10 protein-coding genes, 1 pseudogene and 1 riboswitch are annotated in these 12,525 nt (G+C 67.9%); of the genes and pseudogenes, 7 read left to right on the top strand and 4 right to left on the bottom strand.

What is annotated here, in order from left to right; translation table 11 throughout:
- Window positions 1-31: 31 nt before the first annotated feature.
- A complete protein-coding gene (locus FB384_RS20720) occupies window positions 32-2,509 on the bottom strand; it encodes a ribonucleoside-diphosphate reductase subunit alpha (protein WP_183786594.1) in 2,478 nt (825 codons plus the stop codon).
- Window positions 2,510-2,766: 257 nt separating this feature from the next.
- Window positions 2,767-2,983: riboswitch (cobalamin riboswitch) on the bottom strand.
- A gap of 116 nt (window positions 2,984-3,099) precedes the next feature.
- Between FB384_RS20720 and FB384_RS20715 the strand changes: the two genes are divergently transcribed.
- Window positions 3,100-3,699 (top strand): mannosyltransferase YkcB-related protein, encoded by a 600-nt coding sequence (locus tag FB384_RS20715; RefSeq protein WP_183786485.1) that lies wholly within the window; start codon window positions 3,100-3,102, stop codon window positions 3,697-3,699.
- A gap of 384 nt (window positions 3,700-4,083) precedes the next feature.
- On the top strand, window positions 4,084-4,311 hold the full coding sequence (locus FB384_RS20710; RefSeq protein WP_183786484.1) for a peptidoglycan recognition protein family protein: 228 nt from the start codon (window positions 4,084-4,086) through the stop codon (window positions 4,309-4,311).
- Window positions 4,312-4,453: 142 nt separating this feature from the next.
- Here FB384_RS20710 and FB384_RS20705 read toward each other — a convergent pair.
- The 3 genes and pseudogenes from FB384_RS20705 to FB384_RS20695 all read right to left on the bottom strand — a co-directional run.
- A pseudogene (locus tag FB384_RS20705) lies at window positions 4,454-4,695 on the bottom strand (integrase core domain-containing protein); the annotation flags it as partial.
- Window positions 4,696-4,886: 191 nt separating this feature from the next.
- A complete protein-coding gene (locus FB384_RS20700; protein WP_183786483.1) occupies window positions 4,887-5,840 on the bottom strand; it encodes an NAD-dependent epimerase/dehydratase family protein in 954 nt (317 codons plus the stop codon).
- A 79-nt stretch (window positions 5,841-5,919) separates the two neighbouring features.
- Entirely contained in the window at window positions 5,920-7,221 is a 1,302-nt protein-coding gene (locus FB384_RS20695) for an NADH:flavin oxidoreductase/NADH oxidase family protein (protein WP_183786482.1), read from the bottom strand.
- Window positions 7,222-7,337: 116 nt separating this feature from the next.
- On the opposite strand from FB384_RS20695, the gene FB384_RS20690 reads away from it, so the two are divergent.
- The 5 genes from FB384_RS20690 (at window position 7,338) to FB384_RS20670 (ending at window position 12,237) form a co-directional block, all read left to right on the top strand.
- Window positions 7,338-7,874 (top strand): TetR/AcrR family transcriptional regulator, encoded by a 537-nt coding sequence (locus FB384_RS20690; protein WP_323985384.1) that lies wholly within the window; start codon window positions 7,338-7,340, stop codon window positions 7,872-7,874.
- Between the two features lie 98 nt (window positions 7,875-7,972).
- A complete protein-coding gene (locus tag FB384_RS20685) occupies window positions 7,973-8,914 on the top strand; it encodes an acetoacetate decarboxylase family protein (RefSeq protein WP_183786480.1) in 942 nt (313 codons plus the stop codon).
- Window positions 8,911-10,491 carry a succinic semialdehyde dehydrogenase gene (locus FB384_RS20680; protein ID WP_183786479.1) on the top strand — a complete coding sequence of 527 codons (1,581 nt, stop codon included), beginning with the start codon at window positions 8,911-8,913 and terminating at the stop codon, window positions 10,489-10,491. Before FB384_RS20685 ends, FB384_RS20680 begins: the two co-directional genes overlap by 4 nt.
- A gap of 22 nt (window positions 10,492-10,513) precedes the next feature.
- Window positions 10,514-11,212, top strand: coding sequence for a type 1 glutamine amidotransferase domain-containing protein (locus FB384_RS20675; protein WP_183786478.1), 699 nt, complete (start codon window positions 10,514-10,516; stop codon window positions 11,210-11,212).
- A 62-nt stretch (window positions 11,213-11,274) separates the two neighbouring features.
- A complete protein-coding gene (locus tag FB384_RS20670; RefSeq protein ID WP_183786477.1) occupies window positions 11,275-12,237 on the top strand; it encodes an alpha/beta hydrolase in 963 nt (320 codons plus the stop codon).
- Window positions 12,238-12,525: the final 288 nt, after the last annotated feature.

The following is a 12,525-nucleotide window of genomic DNA, read 5'->3' as shown; positions in this document are numbered from 1 at the left end:
ACGTGCGGTGTCTTGTGGTCTCGCGTGCCCGTCACTGGCAGGCCTCGCACTCGGGGTCGTCGACCGAGCAGGCGCCGTCCGGGACCGCAAACGCGCCGGGTGGGTCCACCGCCGACGACGGTCCCGCAGGCCCCGTCGGTGCTGCCGGCAACTCGGCCGGAACGGCGTTGAGCCTGCCGTCCGTGCCGCGCAGCGTGCTCTTCTCGACGTGGGTGGCCCCGGTGGATCGCAGGTAGTATGTGGTCTTGAGCCCGCGGTGCCATGCGAGCCGGTACAGCTCGTCGAGTTGGCGGCCGCTGGCGCCCGCGACGTAGAGATTCAGCGACTGTGCCTGGTCGATCCATTTCTGCCGACGCGCGGCGGCGGCGATCAGCCACGACGAGTCGATCTCGAATGCGGTCGCGTAGAGCTCCTTGAGCTCGGCGGGGACACGGTCGATGTCACCGAGATTGCCGTCGAAGTATTTCAGGTCGGCCACCATCGTCTCGTCCCACAGACCGCGTTGCCGAAGGTCGTCGACCAGCCACGGGTTGATCGAGGTGAAGTCGCCGGACATGTTCGCCTTGACGTAGAGGTTCCGGTAGAGCGGTTCGATCGACTGGGCGACGCCGCAGATGTTGGAGATCGTCGCCGTCGGCGCGACGGCCATGACGTTCGAGTTGCGCATCCCCTGTTCGCGCACGCGATCTCGCAGCGTGTCCCAGTCCAGAGTGGACGAATGGTCGAGCTGGACGTCGCCGCCACGGGCGTCCTCAAGCAGGCGCAGCGAGTCGAGCGGCAGGATCCCTCGGCTCCACAACGATCCTTCGAAGGACTCGTAACGGCCGCGCTCCGCCGCCAGTTCGGCCGAGGCTGCGATCGCGTGATACGAGATCAGCTCCGTACTGTGGTCGGCGAAGGTCACCGCTTCCGGCGAGGACATCGGGATCCGTTGCCGGAACAGCGCATCGGCGTATCCCATGAGCCCGAGCCCGATCGGGCGGTGTTTCAGATTCGACCGGCTGGCCTCGGGAATCGTGTAGAAGTTGATGTCGATGACGTTGTCGAGCATGCGCACCGCCGTGCGGGTCGTGTGCTCCAACCTGGCGCGGTCGAGGCCGTCGGCGGTGACGTGCGCGGCGAGGTTGATCGAGCCGAGGTTGCAGACGGCGACCTCGTCGGCAGTCGTGTTGAGGGTGATCTCGGTGCACAGGTTGGACGAGTGCACCACTCCGGCGTGTTGCTGCGGGGAGCGGAGGTTGCACGGATCCTTGAACGTGATCCAGGGATGTCCGGTCTCGAAGAGCATCGTCAGCATCCGGCGCCACAGTTCCACTGCGCGCACGCGGCGGAACACCGCCACCTCGCCGCGATCGGCTGCGGCCTCGTAGGCGCGGTAGCGTTCGTCGAACTCGATTCCGTAGACCTCGTGCAGGTCGGGCGTTTCGTCAGGGGAGAACAGCGTCCACTCGGCGTCGGCCTCGACGCGGCGCAGGAACTCGTCCGGCACCCAGTTCGCGGTGTTCATGTCGTGCGTGCGCCGCCGGTCGTCGCCGGTGTTCTTGCGCAGTTCCAGGAACTCGTCGATGTCGATGTGCCAGGTCTCCAGGTAGGCGCACGCCGCACCCTTGCGTTTACCGCCCTGGTTGACCGCGACCGCGGTGTCGCCCGCGATCTTCAGGAACGGAACCAGGCCCTGTGAGGTCCCGTTGGTGCCCTTGATGTGAGCGCCCAGGCCGCGTACCGGGGTCCAGTCGTTGCCGAGCCCGCCCGAATACTTCGCGAGCAGCGCGTTGTTGCGGTACGCCTGGAAGATCGAGTCCAGGTCGTCGTTCACGGTCGTCAGGAAGCACGACGAGAGTTGCGGACGGGTGGTGCCCGCGTTGAACAGTGTCGGCGTCGAGCACATGAAATCGAACGACGACAGCAGCAGGTAGAACTCGACCGCCCTCGCTTCCCGGTCGTCCTCGCGCAGCGCGAGTCCCATCGCGACGCGCATGAAGAACGCCTGCGGCAGTTCGAACCGGGTGCCGTCGTGGTGCAGGAGGTAGCGGTCGTAGAGCGTCTGTAGTCCGAGGAAGTCGAACTCGAGGTCCCGATCCGCGTCGAGCGCGGCGCCGAGGCGTTCCAGGTCGAACGTGGCCAGCTCGGGATCGAGCGCCTCGAGTTCGACGCCGCGCCGCACGTAGTCCGCGAAGTAGGCGGGGTAGCGGCCACGGATCTGTTCCTGATCCGCCGCGGCCGGTTCGCCTGCGACGAACGACAGCGCTTCGCGCCGCAGCGTGTCCAGCAGCAGGCGCGCGCTGACGCGCGAGTACTCGGGGGCGCGCTCGACGAAGGTGCGTGCGGCCATGACGAGGGCTTGGTCGAGCTCGGCCGTGGTCATCCCGTCGTAGAGACCGCGCCGCAGCTCCTGCAGCACGGCCGGAGCATCCACATCGGACAGGCCAGAGCTCGCCTGTTCGACCAGCGTGCACACGCGCGTCCAGTCGAGTGGGCGGGTTTCGCCGGCCGCATCGGTGATCGTCAGACGGGGAGCGAGAGCCGGGTCCGATCCGGTGGCGCCGTCGGACGGCGGCTCGTGGCGTGGCCGGTGTCGAACGGCCGGCGGCGATTCCGGTGCGGTGGGGGACACGGCGGTGGCACGTTGAGGCACGTCACTCTCTCCTCGCGAGGTCGTGGACGGCGCTCGCGAGCAGCTGAACGTGCGACGAATCGGAGCACGGATCGCTGCCGTTGTTCGTCGTCCGCGTCAGCCCTCCCGCGAGGCCCGGGACAGCGCGCACGGGTGTGCGCGCGCCGATGGCAGGTCTTCGGACTCGCGGGCACCGGCACCGTGTGCCGACCTACCGGCCATCGCTTCCCGGACCCCTGTGGTGTCCAGTGCTTCTGACGGCTGTCGTTCCCACTCACCGCTGCGGGGCAGTCCCGGATTCGCACCAGGTTCCCTCTTGCCCCACGAAGGCTATTGCAGACTCCGTGGACCACCAGCGGAAGCAATACTACATCTTGTGATCCACACTTCTGCATCACCCAAGATGGGCGTGTCGTAGCGGCACTCGCGGCCGGACGACGTGGGCGTTTGTACTGCTCGAGTGGACCCTGGACTGGCTGCCCGCGTTGCGGTGGATCGTGCTGGCCCTCGGCGTCCTCGCCGCGACGGCGATCGCGGTCGGGGTGCACCGATTCCGGAAGGCCGCCGTCGTGGTCGCCGTGGTAACCGCGTTGGCGGGACTGTCGGCGACCGGCGCCTACGCGCAGACGACAGCGTCGGTTCCGCACACCGGCTCACTGCCGATGTCCGACCCCTCCGGCGACGGCACCGACCCGATGGGCCGCCAGGGCGGCCAGGGAGGCCCCGGCACGGGAACGGTCAGCGCCGAGCTCACCGCGGCGCTACAGGACACCGACACAGACTGGGCCGCGGCTGCCATGGGAGCACAAGGGCAGGGAAGTCTGCAGCTCGCCTCCGGACGTCCGGTGATGGCCATCGGCGGATTCAACGGCGGCGACCCCGCACCGACGCTCGCTCAGTTCAAGCAGTGGGTGTCGGAAGGACGGATCGCCTACTTCGTGAGCGAATGCGGTATGGGCGGTGGCATGGGTGGCCCCGGCGGTGGCCCTGGTCGCAGCGGCTCCGGCAGCGAGATCAGCTCCTGGGTGGAGGCCAACTTCGAGGGGACCACCATCGGCGGAGCCACCGTCTACGACCTGCGGTGACCGCCACGAGAGCCGAGATGTGGGCGTGAAACCCTCGCCTCAAACTTCTCGCCGTCATTGATCGGACGGTCCAGCTTCGGTCGTCTCAGGGGACGGGGCGGTGCAGAACCGGTGGAACCAGACACGTTGGCGGAGGTTAGAGGTCACAGCGTCGCCGGATGGGTGCGAGTTTGGGTGCGAAATGGTTCGCCATGGTGCCTCGTTTGCACCCATCGTGACGTCTCGTGTGAGCGTTTCCGCTGGTAAGGGCGCTGTGCGACGGTTGCCGGATGCCTCATAATCCTTTGGCCGTCGGTTCAAGTCCGACCCGGCCCACCCTTGTGACGTGCGTGTTCGCTGGTTCGCCCGTCTGGGTTTTCGATGCTTGGGTGCGAGTTTGCGGCCGTGACTGGCGGCGACGCACGGAAAAGCATTGGCGGCAGCGGAGGATGGCACGACGGCACGAACGCCAACTCGATTGGCGTCGAGCTGTGCGACCTCGTAGAGGGCGCACTCGAACGCTGGGACGGGGCCGAACACTCGGCGATGGTCGAGCGTGCCGCCAACCTTGTACGGCAACTGCGCGAGGCCTACGGCATCCCGAAACGCAAGCTCACCTGCCCAGGTTCGTAACAGTGAGAAGGGCATCTGCGTTCACGACGACATGCGCGACGTCTCCCCGGCAGCACGTCGCACCGAGGTCCGCGCCGACGAGGAGTCCGCTGCCGCGGTCGGAGTCCTGTAACGAATGGTGGCCTGGTCCGCTGACCACGCATCACCGTCGAGCGAGCCGGGTGATTGGTGGGCGGCCTCGGATGGCGGAGTTGGGCGTGATGATGGTTGTAGAAGTAGAGTCAGGCGGGCAGCCGCGGCGTTGCGCTGGTCGGTTGGTTCGTCGCGGTGGCCGTAGGCTCACCCGTCGGCGAGAGTGCGGTGGAAGCGTTCGATCTTCCCGTCGGTCTGCGGTCGCGTTGCGCCCAGCGTTGGACGATGGGCACAGCCGTTGTCGGAGAGCATGGGTTACGCGACGTTTCCGCATGCGATTCCCGTCCAGTTGCGACCTTTTGTAGTTACTGTGCGGTAGCTATGCACGTTCCCGTGAGCGTACGGCCGGTGTCGGACGCCCGGCTCCAGGCTCGGCGGATCGTTGCTGGGGCTCCGGGACGGAGCGCAGGCGGCGTCGGTGCGTGGGGTACGGGTGTGGCTCGCTAGTTGTTGCGGGTCGCGTGCTGGGCGTCGGCCTCGTTGCGGATGATGCCGAGCCCTTCCCGGTAGGTCGTCACTTCGAAGTCGGGGAACCGCTCCCGGAACTTTGTGGCGTCGAAGATGTTGTCGCGGGCGTATCGGGGGAGCAGCTCGCGGATCTCGCGCGCCTCAGGGGAGACGACGCCCGCCGCGCTGAGTGCCCACTTCGGGATCACCGTGTACTTCTCGTTCGCGCCGAACTCCGCGCCGGCCATGGCGGCGAACTGCCGGTAGGTGGGGCGATCGGTGTCGACGGGCAGGTGCCAGGTCTGCCCGTAGGCGTCGGCCGCGTTGCCGAGGGCGGCGAGGCCGCGGCTGGCGTCGGGGGTCCAAATGAGGGTGCGTCGCCGGTCGGCGCGTACCGGCACGAGCGGCCGCTTCCCCGCTTTCAGTCGATCGATGACGAGCGTGTTGGTGAAGCCCTGGGTGCGGCCGGGGCCGTAGAACTCCGGGGCGCGGGCGATGAGGACGGGGATGTCGCCCCGCCGCATCTCGTCGAGGACCATCGTCGCCATCCCGGCGCGGACCTTGCCCTTGCGGCCGACGGGGGCGAACGGGGTGTCCTCGGCCTGGACGCGTTCGTCCTGCGGGTACATGTAGGTGTTGTCGAAGTAGGCGAACTTCGCGCCGGCGGCTCGGGCGGCGTTGAGCGCGTTGCGGAGCATGGTGGGGAACTGCGCTTCCCACAGCTCGGTCTTCGCGGGCAGGCCGGCGGTGAAGTAGACGATCTCGCTGCCGGTGACCGCTTTCGCAGTTTGCTCGGCATCGAGGAGGTCGGCGCGGGCCAGAGTGTCGGTGTCGTTGACGGCGCGGGGGTTGCGGCTGACGAGCCGCAGCTCGTCCGTGGTCGTGCGGTTGAGTTCGCGGGCGAGTTCCACGGCGATCTGGCCGGTCGCGCCCAGGATGGTCTGCGTCATCGGAGTCGTTTCTCTTTTGTCGTGGCCCCGCCTCGGTGCCCCGGGAGGGGAAGTACGTGCGGCGTGGGAGCTGGCGGCGTCATCGCAGGAGATCTGCGGCCTGCGCGCCGCCGCCCGTGGTGTTGAGCTCGCGTGCCTCGGGATCCTGCTTCCGGCTGTGTAGCCAGGATGCGTACCGCCGCCGATCCCTCACGAGGCGCAGGGTCTCCTTGGCGAGGGCGAGACGCGGCCACTTCGACGAGCGGGGCGTACGGCCGCGGGCGATGCGGCGCAGCTGCTCGCGGACCCGGGCCATGCTCGCGGCCGAGGCGATGGCCTTGTCGGCGATCCTGATCGGCGCGGGTGAGGCCTTCGCCGTGGCGCTGATGCGCCACTTGTTCGGCAGCTGGGGGTCGATGGCGAGTGCAGTGCCCATGCCGACGACGTCGACTCTGCCTGCGAGGACTTGTTCGGCGACATGACGGCGGAGGATGCCGCCGGTGAGCATCAATGGGACCGGGCTGGTCGTGGCGAGGTCCTGCGCGAGCTCGAGGAAGTAGGCCTCGCGCGCCTGGGTGCGCCCGTCTGCCGGGCGGCCGGTCATGGCGGGGCTCTCGTAGCTGCCGCCGGACAGCTCGACGAGATCCACGCCGAGCGGGGCGAGCATGTCGATGACCGCGCGGGCGTCGTCGGTGTCGAAGCCGCCGCGCTGGAAGTCGGCGGAGTTGAGCTTCACGGCCACCGCGAACTCCGGGCGGACGGCCGCCCGGATCTCTTGGGCGATGCGGGTCAAGAGGCGGGCGCGGTTCTCGAGGCTGCCGCCCCATTCGTCGGTGCGCTTGTTCGACAGCGGCGAGAGGAACTGCGAGAGGAGGTATCCGTGGGCGGCGTGGATCTCCACGCCGTCGAACCCGGCGTCCTGCGCGCGGCGCGCTGTGGTGACGAACCGGTCGATGGTGTCCGCGATCTGCTGGTTGGTCATCGCCACGGGCCGGGCGAAAAGCCGCGAAGTGCGGCCCAGTTCCACGCCGACGGCTGACGGGGCCCAGGCCACGCCGGGCAGGTCGGCGGTGACCTGGCGTCCGGGGTGGTTGATCTGCATCCATACCTTCGTCCCGTCGCTGTACGCGGCATCTGCCCACTGACGAAACGGCTCCAGCGGGGAGTGCTCGTCGAGGACGACGGCCGCCGGTCCGGTCACGGCCGAGTCGTGGACCATCACATTGCCGGTGATGAGTAGCCCTGCACCGCCGGCGCTCCAGGCCCGGTACAGCTCGCGCAGCGTGTGGCCAGGCAGTTGGCCGGTCGAGGCCATGCTCTCCTCCATCGCGGCCTTGGCCACACGGTTCGGCAGGACGGCCCCGCCGGGGAGCGTGAGGGGCGCGAACAGTGCGGTGGGCATGACTTCCTCCGGAACAATGCGGTATGTTTGCAGTGCTTACATTACAATAGAAGGAGAAGTGAGCAGTGTCAACATCGACGAAGCCCTACCACCACGGAGACCTGCGTGCCGCACTGGTGACGGCGGCGATCGAGATACTCGAGGCGGGGGAGGCCTACTCCATGCGCGCAGTGGCACGCCGGGCCGGCGTCTCGCCCACTGCTCCGTATCGGCACTTCGCCGACCGTGACGCCCTGGACTCGGCCGTTGCGGTTGAGGGGTTTCAGGATCTCCGCGACGCGGTCTCCGAGGTTCTTGCCGGCGCGCCCCCGCGGACGCCACCGGTCGACCTTCTCTCCGAGCTCGGGGTCACCTATGTCAACTTCGCCCTGCGCCGGCCCGCGGTGTTTCGGCTGATGTTCGGCAATGAGTGCGACGAGGCCGACAGTGATCGCGTTCAGGCCTCGCAGGCACTGCACGCCCTGCTCAACGACGTACTCGACCTCCTGTTTCCGGGTCAGGCCTCGCCCGAACTCGCCACGGCGCTGTGGAGCCTCGCCCATGGACTCGCCTTCCTTCATCTCGACGGCAAATACCGCCCGGAGCCAGCCGATGAGGTCGCCGCACGCATCCGCGCGTCAGTGGCGGCGATCCTCGACCTGAACCGCGCGTGAACGGATCCACGAGAAGTCCACTGCCGATGTTGACGCTGCTTACATTTGGTCGTAGTCTTATGTGAGCACTGTTTACATTGATCTGGAGGAGGTCCGCAGTGGCATCGACGCAGCAGGAGAAGGTGGCCGTGGATCTCGGCCGGAAGGCCGTCGAGGTGCCCGCCGGTGGCCTCTATGACCGCTACCGGATGGACACGGATCTCGACGCCGTGGCTGAGGATCCTCGAGTGTCGGACGTGAAGTTCTTCCGGGGACTATCGAAGACCCGGGTGGACTCGCCGATCGGGCCGACGTGGACGCCGAACTTCTACTACGCCGCGTCTGTGGCGCGTCTGGTGATGCTTGCGCCGGCCTCTCGGCTGCGGGATCGGCTTCCGCGGGAGCTGTCGCCGCTGGAGGTCGCGCCGGGTGTGGGGATCTTCTCGATCATGGTATTTCGCTACGACGTCGCCGACATCGATTTCTACACCGAGGCGGCCACCGGGATCGCAGTCAAGCCGATTCGCCACGGCGGGCTCGGCGCGGTCGATCTCGCGGCGGCGCTGAAGAACGATCACCTGCACTCCTACGTGCTGTCGCTGCCGGTGAACACGCAGATCGCGCAGGTCCGCGGCCACGATGGCTACGGCTTCCCGAAGTGGGTGACCCCGATCGACGTCGACATCACCGACGCGCGGGTCTCGTCCCGGGTCGCGAACGACACTGGTGGCACCGATCTGGAGCTGAGCGCGCCGACGCCGTCCCAGAAGCAGCACCGGACGCTGGAGCGCGTGTCTTCTTTGACGTCGTACACGCAGATCGAGGGGAACTGGCACTCGACGCTGAACCAGACGCACGTCCTGGCCACCGGACGGAAGTCCCTTCCGCGGGACATCAAGCTCCGTCTCGGCCAGGGCCGCCTGTCTGAGGACATCCGGTCGGTCGCGCCGAAGCGCATTCTCGCCCTCGATGTGACCACGAGCGCGCAGATTGCTCTGCACATGCCGGCACCGATCAGCGCCGACACCCGCGCGACGACGAGCCGGGAGGCCCGCTCATGAACGCCCTCACCGACACCCCGTTCCTGTCGGGTCTGCCACCGCAGCTCTCGCCCGCGCTCCTGGAAGGCTTGACCCAGCTCGCTGCCCACGGCCCCGAGGCAGAGACCGCCACGGCGACCGCCCCGTACACCGGCGAACCGCTGGCGGCATTTCCCATCGCGATGCCGGATGCGGTCAGCGCCGCGTTCGCCGACGCTCGCGCCGCTCAGCGTTCCTGGGCGGCGACGCCGGTCGCGGACCGCGCACGGATCCTGCTGCGCTTTCACGACCTGCTGCTGGAGCGGCAGGATGAGATCCTCGACCTGATGCAGGCCGAGAACGGCAAGACTCGTCGGGACGCGTTCCTTGAGGTCGCCGACATCGCCATCACCGCCCGCTACTACGCGCGCAGCGCCGGGCGGCAGCTGAGGCCGCGGCGGCGGCGCGGCGCAATCCCGGTCCTGACTCGCACCACGGAGCTGCGCCACCCCAAGGGCGTGGTCACAGTCATCTCCCCGTGGAACTACCCGCTGAGTATGGCCGCAGGCGACGCGCTTCCCGCGCTCATGGCCGGCAACACCGTCGTGCAGAAGCCCGACACCCAGACGGCACTGTCGGCTCTGTGGGCGCTGAAGCTGATGCGCGAGGCCGGACTCCCGAAAGACGCGTGGCAGATGGTCGTCGGCTCGGGTCGTCAGATCGGCGACACGTTGCTCGGCGAGGCCGACTACGTGATGTTCACCGGATCGACGGCCTCGGGGCGAAAGATCGCCGCACAGGCCGGGGAACATCTCATCGGCACATCGCTGGAACTGGGCGGAAAGAATCCGATGGTCGTGCTTGAGGACGCCGACATGGAGCGGACCGCGGAGGGCGCGATCTCCGCAAGCTTCGCTTCGGCCGGCCAGCTGTGCGTGTCGATCGAGCGGATCTACGTGCCCGAGGCGCACTTCGACGACTTCGTCTCCCGGTTCGCCGCGAAGACCCGGGACCTCGTCCTCGGCACGGCCTACGACTACAGCGTCGACGTCGGCAGTCTCACCAACCACAAGCAGCTGGAGACCGTCACTGACCACATCCAGGACGCGGCTGCGAAGGGTGCGACCGTGCATGCCGGAGGCCGGGCCCGGCCGGACATCGGGCCGCTGTTTCACGAGCCGACCGTGCTTGCCGGTGTCACCGCGGACATGACCGTCCACTCCGACGAGACGTTCGGCCCGGTCGTGTCGATCTACCCCTACCGCGACGTCGAGGAGGCGATTCGTCTGGCGAACGACACGCCCTATGGCCTCAACGCGAGCGTCTGGGGCCATCGCAGTGCCCGCGAGGTCGCCGCCCGTATCCACGCGGGCACGGTCAACATCAACGACGGATTCACCGCCGCCTGGGGCAGCATCGACGCCCCGATGGGCGGGATGGGCGATTCCGGTCTCGGCCGCCGCCACGGCGAGCACGGCATCCTCAAATACACCGAGCCGCAGTCCATCGCCGAGCAGCGCCTGCGCGGTCTCACCCTGCCGCGCAGCACCGTCGCACGCGCATGGTCGCGCGGCATGACGAACGCGCTGAAGCTCCTGCGCGCGACCGGGATCCGATGAACACGTCGAGAGGAATGCCGTCATGACCCGAGTCCTCATGGTCCTCACCGCCGCGCGCGTGTGGACGCTTACCGACGGCACCGAGCACCCAACGGGGTTCTGGGCCGAGGAGTTCGTCGTGCCCTACGCGACGTTCGTCGAGGCCGGATGGGACGTCACCGTCGCCACGCCCGGCGGGAAGGCTCCGGTCGTCGACGAGCTCAGCCTCGGCATCGCCGGCGGTCTGCCCGGCACCACCAAGAAGCTGCGTGCCCGGCTGGAGGAGCTCGCACCCGTCCTCGAACACCCCGAGAATCTGTACGAGATGGACGCCGACGAATTCGACCTGGTCTTCTATCCCGGCGGCCACGGCCCCATGGAAGATCTGGCCTACGACGAGTTCTCCGGAAAGCTGCTCACCGAGCGCCTCGCCTCGGGCAGACCGCTGGCGCTTCTCTGCCACGCCCCGGCGGTCATCGCCGCGACCGTCGACGACGCCGGCCGCTCGCCCTTCGCCGGTCGGAAGATGACGGGACTGTCGAACCGGGAGGAGCTGCTGAACAGTTTCGCCCGCAAGGCCCCGTGGCTACTCGAAGACAAGCTCAAGGAACTCGGCATCGCATACGACAAGGGCCTCATCCCGCTGCGCCCGCACGTGATCGTCGACGGCAGCCTCTACACCGGCCAGAACCCGCAGTCCTCCCGCAAGCTTGCCCACGCCCTCGTCGAGGCGCTCGCCTAGACGATCACCGAGACCCGCTCTTCGTTCATCAGTATCCGCAAGAACAACACGAAGGAGCCATCATGACTGCTAACCCGCACGGCATCGCCCTCGAGCCCGCCGCCCAGGCGTTCGTCGAGGCGACCTCCGAGCCGCCGTTCCTCTACCAGCTGCCGCCCGAGGAGGGTCGCCAGGCCGTCGACCAAGTCCAGGACGAGGAGATCTACAAGCCCGAGATCGACGAGGAGTGGATCACCGTCACAGGCGGGCCCACCGGCGAGGTGCCCACCCGCATCGTCCGCCCGAAGGGCGCGATCGGCACCCTTCCCGTCGTGCTGTACACCCACGGCGCGGGCTGGGTCTTCGGCGACGCCCACACCCACGACCGGCTCGTGCGCGACCTGGCAGTCGGCACCGGCGCGGCCGTGGTCTTCCCCGACTACCAGCGCGCACCCGAGCAGCAATACCCTTCGCAGAACGAACAGTCCTACGCCGTGGCGCAGTGGATCGTCCAGCACGGCGCGGAGCACCACCTCGACCCCGACCGCGTCGTCATCTCCGGCGACTCGGTCGGCGGGAACATGGCGATCGCGCTGAACCTCATGGGCCACGAGCGCGGCGACGTCGCTTTCCGCGGCGCAGCACTGTTCTACCCGGTCACCAACGCCGCCTTCGACACCGAGTCCTACGAAACCTTCGCCGAGGGCTACTTCCTGGCTCGCGACGGCATGAAGTGGTTCTGGGACCAATACACGACCGACGAGGCTCAGCGGAACGAGATCACCGCCTCTCCGCTGCGTGCGACGGAGGAGCAGCTGGCGTTCTTCCCGCCGACGCTGATCATCACCGCCGAGGCCGACGTGCTCCGCGACGAGGGCGAAGCCTTCGCTGCCAAGCTCCGCCGCGCCGGCGTCGAAGTCACCCAGGTCCGCTACGGCGGCATCATCCACGACTTCGTCATGGTCAACTCCATGCACGACACGCCTCAGTCGGAGGCCGCCGTCGCCCAGGCCGTCGCGCACCTCAAGCGCCTCCTCGAAGCCTGATCAGGCAAGGAATCGCCGGTTGACGAGCGAAGCGACGCATCTAACCGCCCGCGACAAGGCGAACGCCGACACACGATGCTGCACGCGACGGCGGCGAGTGCTGCGGTGATAAGTGTGGCAACGACGATTGGTCTGCGGGGGCATCGTGATTGTGGTTGCATTCCTCGGTGGTCGCTGGGCCAGAGCGGCATATCAGAGGTGTGTCAAGACAGCGTGACAGTGGACTCGGGTCGTCGGGTGATAATCCGCTGTATCACCCGGCGACCCTGTCGGGGGTCACCGCTACGG

It is taken from the genome of Prauserella sediminis, from assembly GCF_014195435.1.
GTDB lineage: Bacteria > Actinomycetota > Actinomycetes > Mycobacteriales > Pseudonocardiaceae > Prauserella > Prauserella salsuginis.
Note: the sequence above shows the minus strand (reverse complement) of the source record. Positions and strands in the feature narration are given on the sequence as shown.

Bases quoted from the DNA above. Each gene is read 5' to 3' on its own strand.
- FB384_RS20680 (WP_183786479.1), top strand. From the start codon at position 8,911: ATGAACGCCCTCACCGACACCCCGTTCCTGTCGGGTCTGCCACCGCAG.
- FB384_RS20675 (WP_183786478.1), top strand. From the start codon at position 10,514: ATGACCCGAGTCCTCATGGTCCTCACCGCCGCGCGCGTGTGGACGCTT.
- FB384_RS20695 (WP_183786482.1), bottom strand. From the start codon at position 7,221: ATGCCCACCGCACTGTTCGCGCCCCTCACGCTCCCCGGCGGGGCCGTC.
- FB384_RS20670 (WP_183786477.1), top strand. From the start codon at position 11,275: ATGACTGCTAACCCGCACGGCATCGCCCTCGAGCCCGCCGCCCAGGCG.
- FB384_RS20700 (WP_183786483.1), bottom strand. From the start codon at position 5,840: ATGACGCAGACCATCCTGGGCGCGACCGGCCAGATCGCCGTGGAACTC.